Origin of the sequence: Dyadobacter beijingensis DSM 21582 (assembly GCF_000382205.1) — a bacterium.
GTDB classification, from domain to species: domain Bacteria; phylum Bacteroidota; class Bacteroidia; order Cytophagales; family Spirosomataceae; genus Dyadobacter; species Dyadobacter beijingensis.
On the sequence record NZ_KB907789.1, the window covers coordinates 760815 to 782051 of the forward strand.

Below are 21237 nucleotides of genomic sequence, written 5' to 3' on the forward strand. Positions count from 1 at the left end.
GAAGGTTAGTTTGGAAAGGTCGCCACAGCTTGGGGCGGCTTTTTTATTTTTGGGAAGAAATCACATAACCGATGTGCAGATCGACCTGCTTCCCTCCGAAAACGGCTGAAAGAATGCTGTTGCTGCCGATTGCAAAACCTTTGTAGCGCACGCTCGCACCGGCGGTTAGGCCCGCATATTCCTGATAAGCCAGCGGCACGGAAAGCACTACATTATTCCGAACCCAGCTGGGTGCCAATGCGATGTACGGCACTTCATACAATTTGTACAAATCATGCTGTCCCTGCAAGCTCATCCCTGCCGCAGCATTCACGATCCATTGCGGCGAAAAGCGGTAGTCGGCCTGGACGTGCAGCATCGCAGGCAATGCCACCGTGTAAATGTCGTTGCGCCGGCCCGTGCGTTTGAAATACTGCGGATAGCTGTCGAAAACGCGCGAGGCGCGGCTGAACAGTGAGTTATTGAAACTGCCGTTGAAATACAGCCGCTTGTCGGAAGCGATATCGATGTCGTAGGATTTGCTGTAAGCACTGTCTGCCCGGTAGCGGATATTTCCGATATCGGTGACGGACGCGCTGAGGCGGAATTTCCAGGGTTCTCCGGCCGACGTGTGGAATGCATAGCTCACCCCTATATCGGCGCCGAGGCTCCCTTTGCGCGGTTTGAGCAGGTTACCTAATGAAAAGTTGTTGAACAATTTCCCTGCCGTGAGCGCCGAAACTGTGCCCGTGGCGGCGGTAATGTAACTTACCCGGTCGGAATTGAGGCGGATGGTGCCGGTGAGTTCGGACACGTCGATGGACGTGTGCGCGGCGCCATTGACATATTTCAAAGTCCCGCCCACACGCACACGGTGGTGGTCCGTGCGTGCGAGCTCGTACGAGAACGTGGCGCCGATGTCTGTGAATGCGGCAATGCTCGTTTGCATATTCGCGATCTGCGGCAGGCGGTACGGGTACGATTGTTCCACTTTCGTGATCTCACCGATTTCCGACAGCAGCCGGCCGTCCACATCGCCATAATTGGCATGAATGCGGGCTCGGGTGGTAATGCCGACCGTGAGGCGGTCGGAAGCGCGGAATGCAAACGACGGGCCTTTGATGTCCAGTCCGCCCACGCCGGTGGAAACCGACGAGGTCCCGAGAATATCCGAACGCAGGAAATCCGCGCCCTTTTTACCCAGGTCGCCGATGTGGATGGAGGCGGTATTGGAAGTGGCGCGGCCGCCGAACTGAACGATGTTCAGCGCCCAGGGCTTGCCTTCCGTATCGAGCAGGGCGGGGTTACGGAAACCATTGACAATGCCGGGCACGCCGGGACCGGCCGCGGGCGTTTGAGCCCGTGCGGGAAGCGATAATATGCCCGCCAAAACGGCGATCCCTGTTAACCTCATTTTGACGGATTAGAATTGAAATGATTTCCGCACATTCAGCATCAGGCCGAATGAATCGTACAATAGCTTACCGGAGTCGAATGCCGTAGCGACGCCTACTTCCCAATTGTTTTTCAGCATCTTGCTGCCTTCCACATAACCCGAAAACTGGTTCACTTCCTGGAAATACGGCGGTGCGAGCACTTCCCGTCTCCGGCCCAGCGAGGTGCCGATCGGGCTTGTCCCGTAGGTTCCGTAGTTTTTCGAAAACGACAGCTTTGTGGTAATGTTCACGTCGCTGATACGGCCGATGAACCCGCCGTGGAATGCGATCACCCGGTTGTTGACGAAATATTCGGTTTCCTTATACCGCAGGTCCGCCCGGGCTTCGTGGCGTGGGGTGAGGAACGGGTTGCCGATAGCCCGGTCGCGGTACGACCAGCCGCTGCCGTACATATAATTGTTATAATAGTTTTCGTCGCCCGATTTCGTGATTTTCGACCACAGTTCGCCCGCCTGGTTTTTGGTATACAAAAATTCGAGCAGGATTTTGCTCCAACCGGTTTTGCCCGTCTGTTTGTTCTTAAACGAGATACCCGTCAGCCCGTCGCGCACATTGGCCAGTTTCGACAACGCGCCCACATCGTAAATCTGCTGACGGTACACGAATAGCTGGGTGGTGCGGAAATCGTAGGTAGCGCCGAAATCGATGGAACCGAGCTGGTTACCGAGCTTGGTAGCGAAGCCGCTGTTGGCACGCCAGGTTTTGCCCGTCACGACGTGGAAAAACGATTCCAGTTTCGTCAGGTTGAAGCCTTCGTAAATATCGTCTTCGTTGCCGTACATCGTCTGATGGTTGAAACCGGCGAGGATATTCAGCCGCCAGTTAGGCTTTCCGAAGCGGCCGTAGAGTGATTTCTGATGGTAAAATGAGGTAACCGGCGGAATGTTGTCCTTCTTTGCTCCGCCCCCGCTCACGGGGTTGATAGGTGTGGTACCGAACCAGCCGTAAGAGAAATTACCCTTGAACGAGAACAGCCCGCCCAGGATGGGCACGCGCCAGTATTCGGGCACGGACAGCTCTATTTTGGGAATGCCCAGTGCATTGCCCGACACGGCCATCGCGCCCATCGACAACGTGCTGTCCACCAGCCCGGTAATGTCGCGCGACCGGCCTCCCTTCAATTCGAATATCCCCGCACGAACGGCAGCGAACCCTTCGATGAGCGTTCCCTCGGCTTTGCTGCCTGCATTTATCCGGTATATTACGCCCGCACGCCAGTCGAACAGGCTCCTGCGGCTTCCATAGCGTTTGGAAATGCTGCCGATCAGGCCGCCGGAAGTGCCGGACAGGGGTGTGTTGCCGAAGCGGTTGGCGCGCATCCAGAAGGGGACGACGTCATTCGTGGTGGTTACTACCGGAATTTCCAGGCTTGCATTAAAAAGGCCCGGTGCGGGCTCCTGAAAAAATGTGCTGTCGGGTGATGTATGGGTGGAATTGGCCGGCGCCGGGGCGCTCTGAGCCATGCTATATGCGGGGGCCAGCAGGCCCATACCCAGCATGAGCAGGTAAGGTTTGGTGCTTTTGTTCATTCACGTTGAGTTAGTTCTTCGAGAGGGGCGTTACGGTGCCTTACGGCCGGGTGCTTGCGCGCAATCAAGCCATTACCTAGAAGTTCACGATCCGGTAATAGCAGGCTTTCGGTGTCAGATTTTCATTGAATAAATAGGCATAGTTCTTTTTATTGAGCATTTCGGTCAGGTAATTGTCCTTGTCGTAAGGGCTCCACATCGTGACGCCCGTCACGTTGCCCCGCATTTTGCGGCAGGTACGGAACACGATGTCGAACACATCGCCCTGGTCTTGCTGGATCTCCTTGGTGTACTGGTCGCTCAGGCCCGCTATTTCAGTTGCTTCCAGCACGCGGCCATTACCCACCTTGTTTTCTCTTTTAGGATAAATAGACACGTCGAGCTCGGTCACCTGCACGTCCAGGCCTATCGACGCGAACATGTCGATCGTTTCCTGCAAATAACCTTCATTGATGCCTTCCACGCCGTAGTGGCTCTGCATCCCGATGCCGTCGATGGGAATACCCATTTCCTTTTTCGCTTTCAGGTATTTGAAAATGCGGTTGCGGCGGTCAGGCTCCTCGAAGCCGTTATCGTTATAAAACAATTTCGCGCTCGGGTCGGCCTTGCGGGCGGCGATGAATGCCCGCTCGATGTACTCGCTGCCGATCATATCGTAAATCTTCGCACGCTTGGGCGTCACGGGCGCACTACCGAAAAACTGGTAGGCTTCGTTCACGACGTCCCAGCAATATACTTTGCCTTTGTAGCGGTTGATCACCGTCGCCACGTGCTCGTCGATGCGCTGCATGATCTTTTCCTTGGAAGCATAGTCGTTGCCGTCCATGAAAAACCAGTCGGGCATTTTCTGGAACCAGATAAGCGTGTGCCCGCGGACCTTCATATTATTTTTCTGGGCAAAATCGACCGCCTGGTCGGCTTCGGCCCACGAATAGGTCTTTTCCTCCGGGTGAATGTACTTGGCTTTCATCCCGTTCATCGGTGTGATGCTCGAATACTGCGTCGCGATGAATTTCGCACGTTTCGCATCGGCGATCATGCTTGGGGAAACGGCGGTACCGATCGGGAAATAATCCCTGTAAGCCTCGCGCAGGGGCTTGTCGTCCGCATTGGCACGGGCAGCCGCGTTGTCGGCCACCGGCGTTTTGGAATATTCGTGCGCCACCGAAGCCTGGTTCGGCACGTCGGTCCAGGTATTGAGGCTGATCACACCACAGAACACGGTCATCACCAGGCACAAAACGATTAGTTTCATATCAGTGTATCGGTTATTTTATGGATCATAATAAAAATTTCAGTCTCCGGTTGAGCGTGTAGACGACGTACGAAACGACGATCGACAGGAACACGGCCATGGGAAAAATATAAATGTTAGGCATTCCCGCGAAGTAATCCTGCAGGAAAAGAATCACGCCAGTGTGTGTGAAGAATACCGCATTGGCGATATCCGCAACGAGGCTACCCGATTTGCGCCACTTCGACCTGAACAGCAAAATCATGATCGGCGGGCAAAGGAACAGCAGCGAAATGTACAAATTCACCCCGAGTTTATATTTCAGGCTGAGGTACGACTCGATGAGCAATGTAACCGTGCCGATCAATATTGCAATATAACAATTCCTGCGCGCCCGGTCATCGAGTTCGAACGAAGAAGTGCGGATAATGTGCCCAATGGTGAAAAACGGGAGGCCAAAGAAGAGAAAATTGCGGTATGCCACCACATAATGCTGCGGCTGCCGGAACTGCGGCGCCACCACATCCTGGATCACATACCCGATCAGGAACAGGACTACGACCAATGCGATGAGCACTTTGTTCGATACGGGCAGGTAGCGTTTGATGAGGTACAGGAAAATCGTCGCGAAAATGAGGCTGATCACATACCATAAATGGTGAAACCCGAACACGATCAGTTTCACGAGGTATTTGGGATTCCCGACCACCGAATGGTAATAGGCCGGCAGATAGAGCAGCATCCACACGGCATAGAGCACGAGCAGGTGTGTCATGTATTTCCTGACCTTGGTTTTATCCGTGATATTCACGAAATACCCGTTGATCATGAAAAAGCAGGGCACGGCAATGCGCGAAATGCCGTTGGAAAACAGCCAGCCCATCAGGTACGCCGAATCCTCGCCTACCCCGTTGTACAGCGGCAAATGCACGGCAATGACGAGGAAGCTGAGCGACAGTTTCGCGATGTCCAGATTGGCGTTTCTTTCCAAACCGATTTTATTTATTTGAAAAAATATAGCCGCGTACCGAGCTGATAAGCGTATCGGACGCTACCTTACGGATTTGCGGCGATGCGGCGGAGCCATTGGCCCCGGCACTCATTTTCAATAATTTACTAACCAGCTCCTGCTCGTCGAATGCGACCTGTACGTAGCCCAGGTCCTGCATTTTCTTTGCCGTCGCGATCTGGTGGTCGTTGCGGTGCTCGCCCATGCTGGCCAGGCGCGGCAATATGAGCAGCGGCTTCGCCTGTGTGAGCGCAGAGATGATCGTGCCCATCCCGGCATGCGCAACCACGAGGCGCGCCTCATCGAAATAGGTATTGAACTCGTCGGGCGACAGAAAGCCGACGGTTTCGAGATTTTTGACCTGGTAAGAGGATTCGAATACCTGCGCGACCACCCGCTCGCCGTTCAGTTGCGGCGCGATTTCGTCGATGGCCTTGATGAGGCGGTCGAACGGTGCCTGGGTACCTATGGTGACAAATATCATGAGAGTATGTTTCCGGCGAATAAAATCTTGTCTGTGGCGAGCTGGGGCCATTGCGTGTACACCCGGCTGGCAAATTTGGAAGCGATTTTCCCGCTCATCGAAAGCTCTTCCACATTGGCGATGCTGTCCACCCAAATGGTGCGTTTGCCCAGTATTTTGGCGGAAATGAGGCCCATGAGTCCTGGTGCCGCGCCGGTGGTGATCACCACGTCGGGTTTTTCCCTGCGGATAATGCCGAACACGTCGAAAAACGACTTGATCAGCTTCATTTTGTCCCAGCGGCTGGCGTCGGCTACGGCGTAGAACTTGCTGCCTTCCACCATTTTGGCGAAATCCGGCTTCGTCGAAACGAATATCAGCTCCGACCCTTCGAATGCGGGCCGCAGGCGTAGCAGCTGGACCCAGTGGCCCCCTACCGATGCGATGGCTATTACTTTCATGTTAATGCTGTTATAAATCAATGCGTTGATTAACCTACATATTCCTTTTCCTGCACGCCGAGCAGTTTCAGAAAGCGAAATGCCATTTTCTGCGGACTCAGGTCGGCCACCTTGTCGAGCGAGCGGCGGCTGTAATCTTCCAGCAGTTCGTCGCTGTGGGTCATGCGCTGAATGCCTTTCGCCCATTCGCGGTCGTCGTTGTTTTCGATCACCATACCGGCATGTCCCTGACGATCATCGAGTTTCAGAAAATCGGTGAATGAAGGGATATTGCTGCAAATGACAGGCAGGCCGTAAGACATCGCTTCGAGGAGCGAGTTGCTCAACCCTTCGTATTTCGATGGGATCAGAAACACGTCGGACGCGCGCAGCAGCAGCCGTACCTGGTCGCGGTCGAGGTCGCCGAGCATGACCACCTTTCTCTCCACCCCTTCCGATTCGATGAGCTTCGTGATCTCGTCCCGCAGCGGGCCGTCGCCGCCGAGATAGAGCACGGCGTCGTTCAGATGCTTCATCGCTTTCACGATTACCTCGTGGTTTTTCTGGTCGTGCAGGCGGCCTACACAGGTGAGGATCGTTTTGTCGAGCGGCATACCGATGCGGCTTTTCGCATCGATTTTCGAAATCGAGAAATCCGGTTCTTCCACGCAGTTGTTGATCACCGACAAATGCTTTTTGTAAGCTTCGGGATATTCGCTGAATGCATCCATACCGGCTTTGGAATTACATACATTGGCCGTGTAGTAGTCACGCGCACCCAGGTAGCGGTCGAGCGTGCGCACCACGAACCCGTAAATCTGCGGCGGGTTGCGCTGTGAAGCCACGCGGTACGGAATACCCAGCGAGCGGCCGATGACGGAGGTAAATATGTTGGCCAGCGGCAGGAAGCTGATCAGCGCATCCGGCTTTTCATCGATCATCACCGCTTTGAGGCGTTGGTAAACTTTATAGTAATCGGGCAACGAACTGAGGCGGTCGCTGAGGTAATACGCCCCTTCAATGTTCGAATACTGCGATTCGATCTTTTTCAGGAAAACGATCTTGCTCTGCGGAAAATGACGCTTCACTTCCTTGTACAGCGCGACGATCATCTTGATGGCGCCGCCGTTATTGGAGGAGTTGATAACAAATAATATCTTCATCGTGTCGGTTTTGATCAGGTTTTCAGACTTCCACGGCGCTTTTCTGCGCCAGTATCACATTATTGGAAACTACCACTGCCCCTGCCGGCACATCCTTGGTGACCACGGCATTGGCACCTACACTGCTGCCATTTTCCAAAATCACCGGCCCCAGCACAGCCGCATTGATTCCGATCGTTACATTGTTCTGAAGATAAGGCTGGCTGAACGTTTGCCCGTTGACGGTGCGCTTCTTGCCATTGTTGCCGCCCAGGGTAGCGCCCTGGTAAATCTTGAAATTACCTTCGGCGGTGACGAAACGGCCGATCACGACACCCGCGCCATGCAGGATCACCATGCCGCCGCGCAGCCTGGCCCGCGGATCGATGTCGATGGAGAAGAGAATGCGGTTCAGCAGCCAGAAGATCCTCGCAACGGGCACGAGCCTCACCTTGTACAGCACACTGCTGAGGCGGAAGAAGACGTTGCAGTAGAACATCGTCTTCGTTAACGGCTTCAACTTACTGCCGGAATGCTCGGCATAAGCGGCATAATCCTTCAAAATTGACATAATAACGTTGAGTTTAATCTATTCGGCAACCGGCAGGCAGGCCATGCAGGCCGGTTATTTCGTGAACAACTTCTGAAAATCTTCCTTCGTCGCCGACTTGTACGCCGACTCCACGCGCCCCAGCTTCGATGCCGATTTCATGGCTTCGGCCAGCCCATCCACGTCGTCAACCTCCGTCACGAAGCCGTCCACCCCATGCCGTACGATGCGGCGGATCACCGGGATGGAGGCCGTCACCGCCACCGGCGTATGCAGGTACAATGCTTCGATCACGACATTCGGCAGTCCCTCGTTCCGCGACGGCAGCACGAGGCAGTCCGCGAACTTCATATACTGGTATGGATTTTCCTTGAAACCCGTAAAAACGATCTTGTCCGCGATATTCAGCTCCTTCTGAATGGCCAGGAGTTCTTCGTAGTAGGCCGCGAAACCGCCTTCCACTTTTCCGACAATATACAGTTTCGAGTCCGGCTCGTCGGTCAGGAGTTTCCCGAAGGATTTAATCAATACATCCAGCCCCTTGATGCGGTCCACGCGGCCTACGTACACGTAATTGGTAGCCGTGCCTTCAAAAGGCGACGTCGCGCCGACGAGCTTTTTGTCGATCTGCTCCACGTTGATCGGGTTGGCGAGGGTGCTTACCTTGCTTTTCGGGAGGCGCAGGACTTTCACTGCCTCGTCGCGCATTTCGTCGGTCTGCGCGATCAGGTGGTCCATAAAGCGGTAGGCCATAAAAAGCCGCGCCTTCTGAATGATGGATTGTGTGTATAAGTAATTGTTGCTGCGCAAGATCACCTTCACGTTCGGGAACATGATGGACGCAAGTGCAAGCCGGATATTGATCGGCATCAGCGACGAAAACACGTAATCGGGCTTTTCCTCGCGCATCACCTTCGCGAGCTTGCCCATGAGGCCGTCCTTGTAGTTCCTGACGTGAATGTAATGGCACGTCCGGTCTTCGGGGATGAAGTTGCGGATGAGCCCTATTTCCTTCCCGACAATGTAAAAAATCACCTCGTACCGGCTGGCATCCAGGCAGCTGGCTATAAAAAGCGTCATTTTCTCCGCACCGCCGGCATAGCAGTTCACGAAGAAAACGGCCTTTTGTCTGGTTGTATCAGAGGTTGCTAATCCGCTCATTATATTTCAGATAACCCTTTTGGATCAGGCGATCGTCGGGAAGCGAAAGCAGCAATGCCTTTTTCTCTTCGCGGTTCATGCCCTTGGAGTGCACATTGTATTGAATGTTGTTCTTTTTGTAGTCTTCCACCGAGCAGATGATTTTCGCCGGGTTGCCGCCGATGCACACATTGTCCGGCACCGATTTCGTCACCACCGACCCGGCCGCCACGAGCACATTGTTGCCGATCGTCACGCCGGGCAGGATGAGGCTGTTGTTGCCGATATACACGCCATCGCCGATTGTCACCCGGCCGAAGCAATCGAAATCGGGGATTTCGCGCCGGAACATGAATGCGCCGCCGTGCGTGAAAATCTTCACGCCATTCGTAATCTGGCAGTTATTTCCGATGGTAATCAGGTAAGGTTCCGACGACCACGTGACGCTGATCAGCTGGCAGCCGCTGCCGACCTTCACGCCTATCGAGCGCGCATAGTCGACCGGTGAAAGCCACCATCTTTTCAGCATATTTTTTACAATTCCTAATCTTCCCATTCTGATAAAGGGCCAGCGGGTGGCGGGTTATGCGTTAACGGACTGGTTGACGTGCGAGAGAATGTACTGTGTCAGCTTTTCCAGGTCGTTGTCCTGCCGCTCGCGTACTTCCTGCACCCGCTTTTCCTGCTTGCGGATAAATTCCGCCCGGAGCTGCTTGTTCTCCATTTGCAGGATCCGCATTTTGATCTCGCTCACCATCAAGGGGTTGAAATACAACGCGCTGTCTCCGCAGATTTCGGTAATCGACGAAATCGCCGAAGCGATGATCGGCGTGCCGAGGGTCATCGCCTCTACCGGCGGATAGCCGAAGCCCTCGTTCAGGGACGGGTACACAAACAAGTACGCGCCCTTGTACATCGACAGCAGCGTTTTCCCATCCACATAATCCACGAACACGAAGCGCGACGTGTTTTTGATGTATTTATCAAAAATATGCTTGTTCTTCGAGCCTGTGAGGATCACTTTCCCCTTGAAATCGGGACGTTCCGTGAAAATCTCGTCGAACGCCATCGCCGCACGAAGGGCATTTTTCACCCAGCGGTCGGCGCTCACCATCATATAGTACTTCTCGCCGGCCTCGTACGGTTCTATTTTCTTCATTTCTCCCACGGTGGAAGGAGAATAGAACACTTCAATATCCTCCTGTTTCAGGTAAGGTACGAACGACAGGATAGATGCTTTGGAATGCTCCGAAACGGTGACGACATGGATGTTCTTTTTCTGGAACACCTCCCGGTATTTCTTGAGGGTAAGGTCGAAGGTCTTTTTCGATTTGTACTTGTAATACAAATCGTAACCCATCTTGAAGCTCTTGCTTCGGTAATGGCCGATGTACTTATCGTAAGGCAGTTCGAGCACGCGCAGGCCGTGCACCGTGGTAATGTAGGTGATGTTGTCGCCGATGCTGTTCAGGTCCGTTTCGATAATCGGGCTATAAACCACCCCGGGATGCTCGGCTACGGTCTCCTGCAAGGAACGCTGGTTCGAATCGACCATCGTTAAATGGTTGTCCTTGCAAATCTGCGCGATTTCAGGGTTCAGCCACTTCTCGGAATTGTAGTAGGCGACAATGTTTTTTGAACTACCGGCGAGGGATTTAAACACGATTTCACCATACTTCCCCCCTCCGTGGAATTTCGTATTCCCGATCGGTTGTGTTTTGGTTAAATCAAATATCAGTTTCATCGTCTTGGTCTGGTTAATGCGTATCTGTCAATATACTTAGGCGGAAGTATCATTTTGAAAGTATCCGGCCGGAACAAATTCAGACAAATCACAAAGAGCAACAGCGGCAGGTATTGCGTAAAAAGTGAGTTGTTTGTCGAGGCCAGCAAAATAAACGAGAGGCAAATTACCATTCTGTTATAAAAAGAATACTCGCGCACATACGGCGCCAGCAGCTTGATATACAGCACCACCATGCCTGCCACAAACAGGCCTCCAAACAATATAATCTCACAAACCCAGAAATTCTCGATGATCAAAAGCCCGGCGAGCTCCTTCATCAGGTCGAAGTCGCGCATCGACCGCCCGAACAGGAAGTCGTAGACCGTATGGCCGTCGAAAATCGTAAACAGGTCGAAACGTTTCTGCGCGCTCGCTTCATCCAGCAATTCTTTCTTGAAAAGGCGGTCGCCCAGGCCCTGGTAAAACACCAGGTAAGCGGCCACGGCAAAGAATGCGATGGAGGCGGCATACACAAACAGCTTGGTCGTGAACTGCGCCCGGCGGTTACCGAGCAGTTTGAGGATATAGAAACCGAAAAAACCGAGGTTCACGATGATCGCCATCCGCGCATTGAATGCCAGCACGGCCACGAAACCCAGCCCCCATAGTGCAAACTTGTATTTGTCTTTAAGGGAAGAAGTAATGAAAAATGCGCTCAACACAGTCACCATCAACGCGTTACTCAATGGTGCCCCGTGCAATGCCACACTCCGGAACGACTCGCGCAGGCGAAGGCTCATTAAGTGCGACTGGAACGTCGTATCGATCCAGAGGAAGAAATGCGTCCGCAATGCATATTCCAATACGGCCAGCAGGCATTCGAACACGTAGAACGCGATGATGATCTTGACGATCTTCCTTTTCACTAGGTAATCGTCCTTCGTCCGGATTTCCCTCGGTACCAGCAGATAAAGCAACGGCGTCGCAAACAGGATAGCCGCACTCCGCAGCGAGTCGGTAAGGATGCCGGCATACATGCGGTAAATGATCACGAAGGCGATCAGCGCCAGCACGGCGAGCTCATACTTCCGGTCTTTCCACGACCGGTTGCCGAAGCCCATCACCAGCACGCCCAGTGCCATGGCCACGATCAGATAGAAAAAGGTAAAATTGTCTATCTTCAACGTATTCAGCACGTTGCTTCCGATAAAGAATATCAGAAAGAAAACGATTGCTATTATCTTAGTCATCTCTTTATTTTCTTGATTACCACGCCTTTCAGGTATGCCATCTCATCACGCGGCATACCAAACAAATAAGCAAACAGGAAGCCGAGCGAAAGGCTCGTCGCGACTTCCAGGATAAACCGGAACATCGGTTCCATCCGCTGGATCATGTAGTGAACCAGCGTAAGCGAGATCACCATCGCAGCGGCCATGTACAGCACCGGCAGGATCACATTCTTCACATACCGGTCAAACTTGATGCCCAGCTGCTTGTCCACATCGTACACCGTGTACAGCCAGAAAAATGCGTCCATCGTAATGATCACGAAAATCGGGTAGTACGGGTTTTTGACGACCAGCAGGATCAGGTACGAAATAGGCAATGCGAGCAAGGTAAAGATCCGGCCATACAGCTGGATGTTCTTGATCCGGCCCGTCGCGGTGGCGATCTGGCTGTATGGGATCGGGAGCATCCAGAAATAGGATTGGATCAATGTCAGCTCGGTGTACAGTTTCGTGTATTCCGGCACTTCTTTGAGCCAGAACTTCAGAATAAAATTGGTTTCAAACAAAATAGGCAGCGACACGAACAGTACCATGTAAAAAACATAGACCGTCGATTTCTCCGCCAGCATCACCATGCTGTCGGTTTCACCCTTGGCATACGATTGGATAATCTGCGGTTTGATGGCCAGGTAAATGTTATTGACAAACTGGTTGATAAACCGCCCCGCCGTGGACGCCAGTCCGCGCGCCGCATTCACCGTCGGGCCGAAGAACAGGTTCAGCACGACATTGATACCCTGCACACCGATGGCCCAGGAAATGTAGCCGAATGCGTTCACACTCACGAAACCCGCCATTTCTTTGAAAAGCGTATTGTCCCAGTAAAACCTGTAATGCGACTCGGGATATTTGCGGTAGCAGTACACCATATGCACCAGAAACACCACACCCTGAATGGCGAGCACGAGGAACCCGTAATAAGCCAGCTTGTCGACCGGCGTATTTTCACCGATCAGGTACACGACGCCGAGCTTGGCCACCCCTTCGAAAATACTCAGGTATGCGTACACAGACATGCTTTCGCGCGCGACGATCACGCTTTGGAAACAGATCTGGTTTATTTTAATAAATGCTGCGAGTGTGGATAGCTGATAAACCCAGAAAGCCGCTTCTCTGCGGTCGGCCGGGATGACTAGTTTATTATTGAACATCCATAAACCTACCGTTTCCAGCAGGAGTACGATGAAAATGGAAAGCAGGAAATGCAGGCCGACGCTCTGGGAAAAATAGCGGTTGGTGAGCCCCATATCCTTTTTGCCGAGGCCGATATTGAGATAGCGCTGCGAGGAGTTGGTAAGGCTCGACGATACGAATTCGAGCATCATGACCACCGAGCCTACCACATTGTAAATCCCCAGGTCTTCGACGCCGAGTACCTCCAATACCACGCGGGACGTGTAGAGCCCGATGAACATCAGGAGAAACATCCTGACGTACAGGAACAAGGTATTTTTAGCGATCTTGTTTACTTGCGAAGACATTCAATGGTATTGCAATATCGTTGAGAATTTCCGGATGGTGTCGTTTCCTGTGTTGTGTGTCACTTGACTGCGTTGGTCACATAGCCGTCCGTCGCGTTTTCGCGGGCAATGACCCTGGCCGGGTTTCCCACCACGACGCTGTTCGAAGGTACGTCGAGATTCACATAGGAATTGGGAGCGATCAGCACGTTGTCGCCGACTACGATGCCGCCGACGATGACCGCTCCCGGTCCGATATAAACCCTGTTGCCAATACTCGGCGCACCTTTCTTTTCGCCCCGTTTGGTATTGCCGATCGTGACATTGTGCAGCAAAGTGCAGTTATCGCCGATCCGGCTTTGCGAATTCACCACGATTCCCCCGAAATGCGGCAGCAGGAGCCCCTTTCCTATTTTCACCGAAAGCGGGATCTGGATGCCGTATTTCACGCCGTAACGCCGGTAGAGCAGCCTGTAAAACAAACCCAGGAGACTTTTCTTCGAATGTTCCTGCGAAAGGCGGTAAAAAGCAATGAACCTGAACGGATAATTAAACAGCAGCCGCGAGAAAAAGGCTTTGGAACCGGTTTTTCCCGCGCTGCGGAAAAGATCATACTTTAATAGACTTTTCATAGGTGTGTCTTACAATTCATTCCGCAATGTGTGTGCCTGCCTGGCCTTACACGTAATGTGCCGCCAGCTGGCCGCTGTATTCGAGGTACCAGTCGGCAAACTCCTTGATACCGGAGCTGAGCGCCACCTGTGGTTTGTAGTTGGTAATGCGTTCGAGATTTTCCTGGCTGGCCCACGTTCTTGGCACGTCGCCGGCCTGCATCGGCATGAAATTCTTGATGGCTTTCGTGCCGATACCCACTTCGAGTTCTTCGATGAACGCCATCAGGTTTACAGGCGAGCCGTTCCCGATGTTGAGTACGCGGTATTGTGGTTTCTCTTCAAAACCGGCAACCATTGTTTTGGTAACACCGTCCACGATGTCTCCCACGAAGGTAAAGTCGCGTTCCATATCGCCATTGTTGAACACCTGAATAGGCTTGCCTTCCGAGATCGCACGGGCGAAGAGCATCGGCGCCATATCGGGGCGGCCCCACGGACCGTACACGGTAAAGAAGCGGAGGCAGGTAATGGGAATATTGTACAAATGGCTGTATGAATGCGCCATCAGTTCATTGCTTTTCTTGGTAGCCGCGTAAAGGCTCACCGGCGAGTCCACCTTATCTTCTTCCGAGAAAGGGATTTTCGCATTGGCGCCGTACACCGACGACGACGATGCATGCACCAGGTGCTTGGGCGGGAAGTAACGGCATGCTTCGAGGATGTAGTGAAACCCGATGATATTGGATTGCACGTACACATCCGGGTTTTCGATCGAGTAGCGGACACCGGCCTGCGCCGCCAGGTTGATCACGTAATCGAACTGCTCGGACTGGAACAGGCTGAACAGCTGCTGTTTGTCTTCGAGGTTCATGCGCACGAAACGGTAGTTGCTGTTCACCGTGCTTTGCAGCGGCTGGAACCATTTGATTTTTTCCTGCTGGATACCGGCCTCTTTCAGCCGCGCATATTTGAGCTGGGGTGAGTAGTAATCGTTGATATTATCGAGACCGACTACTTCGAAACCTTCTTGCAGTAGCTGCTTTACCGTGTGGAACCCGATAAATCCCGCGCTGCCTGTTACTAATACTTTCATATCTGTTGAGTAATCCGTTAAATGTCTTCACTGAGTGGACCGGGGGGAGGGAATGAAGCCTGCGCAGGCGCAGCTTGTGCTACGCCTGCGCGGCCGTGCGGATAGCTTAGGCTACCGGCTCTTCTACCGGGTTTACCGCCTCGCGTCCGATGCTGTAATAGGTGAAGCCGTGCTCCTTCATGGTGTTGAGCTCATAAAGGTTTCTTCCGTCGAATACCACCTTCTCTTTCAGGAGCTTGCCCATTTTAGCGAAGTCAGGCGTACGGAATTGCGGCCATTCGGTGAAAATCATCAGCGCGTCGGCGTCGTCGAGCGCTGCGTAAGCCGTGTGGCAGTATGTAATATCAGGGATTTGTTTCTTCACGTTTTCCATCGCCTCAGGGTCGTAGGCAGTCACTTTCGCGCCTGCTGCGAGCAATGCTTCGATGTTTTCCAAAGCCGGCGCTTCACGGATATCGTCTGTATAAGGTTTGAATGCAAGGCCCCATACGGCGATCGTTTTGCCTGCCAGGCTGCCCTGGAAATAATCTTCCACGATAGGCAACAGTTTCTTCTTCTGATCCGCATTCACGGCCATTACCGATTTCAGGGTACGGAAGTCATAACCGTAGTCGATAGAGGTTTTGGCCAATGCCTGCACGTCTTTCGGGAAGCAGCTTCCGCCGTAGCCGATACCGGCAAACAGGAAGCGTTTTCCGATGCGGCTGTCGGTACCGATACCGCGACGGATGTCGTCCACGTTGGCACCTACCCTTTCGCAAAGGTTGGCGATCTCGTTCATGAAAGTGATTTTCAATGCAAGGAACGAGTTGGCTGCGTACTTGGTCATTTCAGCCGAACGCTCATCCATGAAAATCACGGGGTTACCCTGGCGAACCAACGGTGCGTACAGTCTTTCCATCACCTTTTTTGCACGGTCGGACGTAGTCCCTACCACTACGCGGTCAGGCTTCATGAAGTCTTCCACAGCTACCCCTTCGCGAAGGAATTCCGGGTTCGATACGACGTCGAAGTCAACGGTCGCGTTTTTGGCGATGGCCGCGCGTACTTTCTCGGCGGTACCTACCGGCACGGTGCTCTTGTCGACGATCACCGCATAGTCTTTCAAAATCGGGCCCAGGTCGTTGGCCACGCCGAGGATATATTTCAGGTCGGCAGAACCATCCTCGTCCGGAGGTGTAGGCAACGCGAGGAAAATCACCTCGGCGCCTTCGATACCTTCCACAATGTTGGTCGTGAATTTCAAACGGTCTTCGGCAATGTTCCTGTCGAACAGCACATCCAGGCCCGGTTCGTAAATGGGGATCTCCCCTTTTTGCATTCTTGCTACTTTGTTGACGTCGATGTCAACACATGTCACCTGGTTTCCTGTTTCAGCAAAGCAAGTTCCGGTAACTAATCCAACATAGCCGGTTCCGATTACAGCGATTTTCATAACGCAGAAAAATAACGTTGAGTAAATTGATTAATTTATAAATATTCTTAGAAGTTCTTGATCAGATCATTCTGACTATCTGCCAATAACACTCTACTAAAATAATACTTTTTGAAGAATTTCCAAACTAGTACTACGAAAGAGTATGAAATATCTAATACATTCCCCGAGAATCAATATTACGGGTCAATTCCCGGGGATTTGCATGGTTTAATTCATACCGACAAGCTTCTTCAACTTGCTGCCGACCGCCTTGTCGGATTTTTCTTCCTTGTAGTAGCCGTAGCCGTAACCGCCGTAGCCGTAGCCATATCCATAACCGATGCCGTAGTTCACTCCATTGAAGATGATAGACAGGTTCTGGAAGCGGCGCGCCTTGTGGAGCTCACCGATGCGTTTCAGGTGGTCCATGAGCGTGTAATTGAAGCGAACGATGTACAATGTAGCGTCCACATGCTCGGCGATCAGGGCCGAGTCGGTCACGAGACCGAACGGCGGTGAGTCGATCAGGATGTAGTCGTATTCCTTGCGGAGCTCGGCCAGCATGACCGGCAAGCGACCATTGCTAAGCAACTCCGATGGGTTCGGCGGGATCGGGCCGCTCGTCAGCACGTGGAATTTCGGGTGAACATCCGTTTGCTGGATGTAATCTTCGTAGTTACCCTGGCCGATCAGACAGTTCGAAGCACCGGTTTTGTTGGGCAGCGAAAGGCGTTCGTGCAAGGTAGGCTTGCGTAAATCGAGACCGATCAGCAATACTTTCTTATCCGAATAGGCCAAACTTGCCGCCAGGTTCACACTCACAAAACTCTTTCCTTCCCCACCGATCGACGACGTGAACATCAGGATGCGGCAGGTACCGTCGCCCAGGTACTGCAGGTTCGTCCGCAATGCGCGGAACTGCTCCGCCACCGCGGTACGGCTTGTCATTTTGATAATATTATCGTCAGCAGGCGCTCCCGCAGGTGTATTCATGAGGCCCACCTCGCCGAGGATCGACGAATGCGTTACCTTTTCAATTTCCTCGCGGCGCTGTACCGTGTTGTTCAGCATGAACAGCAGGTTGATCAGCAACACCGGAATAGCGATACCGCCTGCCAATGCGCCGAGCCAGATGAATGCGCGCTTCGGCTTGATCGGCTGGAATGTCGTCACCGGCGCGTCGATCAGGCGGCTATCCGAAACAGTAGCAGCATACCCCAGCGCCGTTTCTTCTCTTTTTTGGAGCAAATACAGGTAAAGCTCTTCCTTGATCGACTGCTGACGCTTGATCCCTACGAACTCGCGTTCCTTCTTAGGAATGGCACGCAACCCTGCCGAGAAGCGGTTATTGATGTTTTCGAGGTTGCGTTTAGACACGGCCATCCCGCGTTTCAGGTTTTGCACGTTCTCGCGGATCGATTGGCGCGTACCTTCCAGCTGGGTATTAATCGTTTCCAGCAACGGGTTTTTCGACGTCGTGGTGCGGGCGTAGCGCTCTCTTTGCAGTTCCAATTCATTGAAACGCGTCAGCAACGATACCAACACGGGGTCGTCGATCATGTAAGTAGCAGGCGCAACGGCACCTTCGCCCGCATTCTGAATGTAGTTGTCTACGCTTTCAAGAATGCTGAGTTTGGTATTCACCTCGTTCAGCTGCGCGTCGTTTTCCTTGATATTTTCCAGGAACAGCTTCGACTCCGAGCTGATGTCGGTGATACCCGCATTGGTTTTATACGATTCTACATTCTTCTCTACGTCACCCAGCTCCTCGGTAATGAGTCCGAGACGGTTTTCGATGAATTTCAGGGTATTGCTCGCTTCGGTGTTCTTGTCGTTCAATGAAGCTTGTACGTACACGTCGAGAAGTTTGTTCAGCACGTCTTTCGACCGCTGCACGTCGGTATCCTCGTAAGTCAGTTCGAGAACGGTACTTTTGATGTTCGGCTGCGTGATCGACAACCGGCCCAGAATGGCTTCGGCCAATGCTTTCACATCGCTGAAATGCACTTCGACATCGGTATATTCGGATGCCTTGCCGCGGTTGATCACGAATGCGCCCCAGGCGTTGTTGAAACGCTGGCCTACCTGGAATACCTTGTCTTCGTTGTTGAAACGGAAATGCGTGCTGTCCACCATGTGGATCTTCAAAGGCTCTTCCAGCCCCAGCGGGGTGATTACCTCGGCGGTGAGTGTAATCGGGCTTCTCTTGTAGAGGTTCACAGTACGCAAACCGTCTTTCGAGGTGTAGGAAACGTCCAGGTCCAGCTCCTTGATCACCTGCTCCATGAGCGTTTGTGATTTCAGGATTTCCAATTCGTTCTCCACCACCTTGTTGCCGCCGAACTCGGAGCTCATTTCAGTGAGAATGTCCCCCTGCGAACCGCCGATGCTCTTCTCCTCCTTGATGAGGATACTGGACTTGGTGCTGTATACCGGCTGGGTAATCTGAAGGTAGAAGAACGCCCCCGTCAGCGCCAGCACCACGAACACCGGAAAGAGGTACCAGTACCTGAAATACCGGCTGATGTACTCCCTCAGGTTAAATTCTTGCTCCTCTTCCTCCAAAAAGGACGGCACTCCATTGATTTTATTATCGATCATAACAGTTGAGTATAATAAGTGTTACTGAAACTAATCAGGCACTGAAATCCTATTTGGTGATATTGATGATCAGGATACCCAGCGTACCGATGGCGGCTACGATAGAGGTAATGATCGGCACGAGCTGTACATTTCTGTCCGTCGCATTGATCTTCGTTTTGATCGGCTCGACGTAAATGATGTCGTTCTTGTGGAGATAATAGTAGGGGGAGTTCAGCACTTCCCGGGTAGTAAGGTCAATTCTCGCGTATTCGCGTTTGCCGTTTTCCTCGCGGATCAGCATTACGTTTTCACGCTTTCCGTAGATCGTCAGGTCACCGGCAAGACTGAGCACTTCCGGCAATGTAATTTTCTCGTCCGGGATCACGTATACGGATGGACGCGCCACCTCGCCGAGCACCGACACCTTGAAGTTCAGGTTACGCACGATCACGCTCGGCTCTTTCAGGAAGCTCAGCAACCGGGTACGGATCGTATCGGCGGCGTCGATCGTCCGGAGACCACCGATTTTCACCCGGCCTACCATCGGCATTTCAATGCTGCCGTCGGAATCGACCAGGTAACCAAGGGGCTGCACACGCGCACCGCCACCCGTTGTAGAGTAGTTGGTGGTGGCTGTCGTAAATGTGTTGGGGGTGTTGAAAATCTCGTTGGCCTCGGCATTCAAGCTACCGACAACGATGGACAAAATGTCGTTCGGCTGGATCACCGGCGTGTATTTCTGCGTGACGTCCTGCGCGATGTAGCGGAGCGAGTCACCTTGAAAATATACAATTGACTTGTTTGAAATACAGGAAGAAAAACCGCTGATAAAAAGGAAGCCCAGCACCAGAGAGTGCAAAAAATAACGAACGGGTGATTTTTGTAGTGTATTCATGTATTAACGTTGAGTAAGTAAGATTCTGCAAATCCGAGCACGAATATAATTCATAGTTTTGTTATAAAAAACACCTATTACGGGTGTTTATTTAAACTTAACGCTGGAAACCTTCGTGTGAACGGTTTAAAAATACGACTAAACGCATTAAAAAGACTTTTTATTTACGTTTATAAGCTATTTGACGGTCTTGTAGAATTTTATTCAAGGTATAATCCTACTCTTCCATCAGTTTCATATTTTGGAACTTATATTTTTTCAGCCAGCCCTTTTTATCGGTTCTATTAATTAAATCCAAATGCGCCGGCTTGTGAGCGTCGGTGCCGACGTAGGTGATCAGGCCATTGCTGAGCAGGTAGTCTGCCATTTTGTGCACATTCTCTCCGTAATAGTTCCCGAGCGAAAGTACGTTGACCTGCAATTCACATCCCTGGTCGCACAGCTTCTTGAAAATCGACGGGTCCTGGTAAAAGTAGGTGTAACGTTCGGGGTGTGCGAGTACCGGCCGGTAGCCTTTCGCCACGATCTGGAACAACGTTTCCGAAGTGTTCATCAGCTTGGTCGAGTAAGGAAGCTCCACCAGCAGCCTGTTTCCAGGCAATGTGAGCAGCTCGCCGCCCGTGTTCAGTAATTCTACAAAATGTTCGTCGATAAAATATTCGGCGGCCGCATTGATATCCATATCGATTCCCGCATTCACCGCCGCGACACGCACGTCGTTGATCCCCTCGCGGATGACCTGCGGTGTGTTCCGGTAACAATCCCACATCACATGGGGCGTTGTAAAGATGCGCCGGTAACCGAGGTCGTACATTTTTCGGAGCATTATCAGCGAGTCTTCGATGGTTTCCACGCCGTCGTCGATCCCTGGAATCAAATGGGAATGCAAATCCATCCCCAGTTCGGAAAGGTCTGCCTGTTCCTTCTTTTTCTTATCAAATAACCAGTTGAGCATATGTGGGTACGGTGCGCAATTTGACGTGTCCGGAGGGTTAAAAACAGCCAATTTCGCAAGCCGGAATTTGTGACCGAATACAAAGTTGGATAAAATTAAGACAAAACAATCGAAAGTTGTACATTTCTGAGCCCAAAAACATTAAATAATTTTTCAAAGTTCAAAATTGGATTATTTCATTAGTTGTCTATCGTCTTCAATTATTGAATTAGTCATAAATACCCTTTCAAAAATTGTAGAAGTCCCCGCCGTTATTCCC

The 21237-nt window shown here is 52.2% G+C and carries 19 protein-coding genes; all 19 read right to left on the reverse strand.

From position 1 onward, the window contains the following. Positions 1 to 43 precede the first annotated feature (43 nt). The gene (locus H144_RS0121775; protein WP_019944232.1) at positions 44 to 1393 is read right to left on the reverse strand and encodes a DUF5723 family protein; all 1350 of its coding nucleotides are present in this window, start codon (positions 1391 to 1393) and stop codon (positions 44 to 46) included. 9 nt (positions 1394 to 1402) lie between these two features. Beyond that, positions 1403 to 2965 (reverse strand): capsule assembly Wzi family protein, encoded by a 1563-nt coding sequence (locus H144_RS0121780; protein WP_019944233.1) that lies wholly within the window; start codon positions 2963 to 2965, stop codon positions 1403 to 1405. Between the two features lie 76 nt (positions 2966 to 3041). After that, a complete protein-coding gene (locus H144_RS0121785; protein ID WP_019944234.1) occupies positions 3042 to 4220 on the reverse strand; it encodes an endo-1,4-beta-xylanase in 1179 nt (392 codons plus the stop codon). A 25-nt stretch (positions 4221 to 4245) separates the two neighbouring features. Continuing rightward, positions 4246 to 5190 (reverse strand): acyltransferase family protein, encoded by a 945-nt coding sequence (locus H144_RS0121790; protein ID WP_019944235.1) that lies wholly within the window; start codon positions 5188 to 5190, stop codon positions 4246 to 4248. A gap of 7 nt (positions 5191 to 5197) precedes the next feature. Continuing rightward, positions 5198 to 5692, reverse strand: coding sequence for a glycosyltransferase (locus H144_RS0121795; protein ID WP_019944236.1), 495 nt, complete (start codon positions 5690 to 5692; stop codon positions 5198 to 5200). Further along, entirely contained in the window at positions 5689 to 6132 is a 444-nt protein-coding gene (locus H144_RS0121800) for a glycosyltransferase family 28 protein (RefSeq protein ID WP_019944237.1), read from the reverse strand. Before H144_RS0121800 ends, H144_RS0121795 begins: the two co-directional genes overlap by 4 nt. A gap of 29 nt (positions 6133 to 6161) precedes the next feature. Continuing rightward, entirely contained in the window at positions 6162 to 7274 is a 1113-nt protein-coding gene (locus H144_RS0121805; RefSeq protein WP_019944238.1) for a glycosyltransferase family 4 protein, read from the reverse strand. A gap of 22 nt (positions 7275 to 7296) precedes the next feature. Then, the gene (locus H144_RS32340) at positions 7297 to 7824 is read right to left on the reverse strand and encodes a serine O-acetyltransferase (protein WP_019944239.1); all 528 of its coding nucleotides are present in this window, start codon (positions 7822 to 7824) and stop codon (positions 7297 to 7299) included. Positions 7825 to 7878: 54 nt separating this feature from the next. Further along, on the reverse strand, positions 7879 to 8964 hold the full coding sequence (locus H144_RS0121815) for a glycosyltransferase (protein WP_084599996.1): 1086 nt from the start codon (positions 8962 to 8964) through the stop codon (positions 7879 to 7881). Then, entirely contained in the window at positions 8942 to 9472 is a 531-nt protein-coding gene (locus H144_RS35025; RefSeq protein WP_019944241.1) for an acyltransferase, read from the reverse strand. Before H144_RS35025 ends, H144_RS0121815 begins: the two co-directional genes overlap by 23 nt. Positions 9473 to 9526: 54 nt before the next feature. Continuing rightward, positions 9527 to 10687, reverse strand: coding sequence for a glycosyltransferase (locus tag H144_RS0121825; protein WP_019944242.1), 1161 nt, complete (start codon positions 10685 to 10687; stop codon positions 9527 to 9529). After that, on the reverse strand, positions 10684 to 11919 hold the full coding sequence (locus tag H144_RS0121830; protein WP_019944243.1) for a hypothetical protein: 1236 nt from the start codon (positions 11917 to 11919) through the stop codon (positions 10684 to 10686). The genes H144_RS0121825 and H144_RS0121830 overlap by 4 nt, the downstream gene beginning before the upstream one ends. Then, complete coding sequence (locus H144_RS32345; protein WP_019944244.1) at positions 11916 to 13442, reverse strand: MATE family efflux transporter; 1527 nt, start codon at positions 13440 to 13442, stop codon at positions 11916 to 11918. Before H144_RS32345 ends, H144_RS0121830 begins: the two co-directional genes overlap by 4 nt. A gap of 59 nt (positions 13443 to 13501) precedes the next feature. After that, positions 13502 to 14053 (reverse strand): serine O-acetyltransferase, encoded by a 552-nt coding sequence (locus H144_RS0121840; protein ID WP_019944245.1) that lies wholly within the window; start codon positions 14051 to 14053, stop codon positions 13502 to 13504. 46 nt (positions 14054 to 14099) lie between these two features. Further along, positions 14100 to 15128 (reverse strand): NAD-dependent epimerase/dehydratase family protein, encoded by a 1029-nt coding sequence (locus H144_RS0121845; protein WP_019944246.1) that lies wholly within the window; start codon positions 15126 to 15128, stop codon positions 14100 to 14102. A 106-nt stretch (positions 15129 to 15234) separates the two neighbouring features. After that, complete coding sequence (locus H144_RS0121850) at positions 15235 to 16563, reverse strand: UDP-glucose dehydrogenase family protein (RefSeq protein ID WP_019944247.1); 1329 nt, start codon at positions 16561 to 16563, stop codon at positions 15235 to 15237. A 210-nt stretch (positions 16564 to 16773) separates the two neighbouring features. After that, positions 16774 to 19146 (reverse strand): GumC family protein, encoded by a 2373-nt coding sequence (locus H144_RS0121855; protein ID WP_019944248.1) that lies wholly within the window; start codon positions 19144 to 19146, stop codon positions 16774 to 16776. Between the two features lie 49 nt (positions 19147 to 19195). Further along, positions 19196 to 20023 (reverse strand): polysaccharide biosynthesis/export family protein, encoded by an 828-nt coding sequence (locus tag H144_RS0121860; RefSeq protein ID WP_063826411.1) that lies wholly within the window; start codon positions 20021 to 20023, stop codon positions 19196 to 19198. Positions 20024 to 20240: 217 nt separating this feature from the next. Then, positions 20241 to 20978 (reverse strand): tyrosine-protein phosphatase, encoded by a 738-nt coding sequence (locus tag H144_RS0121865; RefSeq protein WP_019944250.1) that lies wholly within the window; start codon positions 20976 to 20978, stop codon positions 20241 to 20243. Positions 20979 to 21237 lie beyond the last annotated feature (259 nt).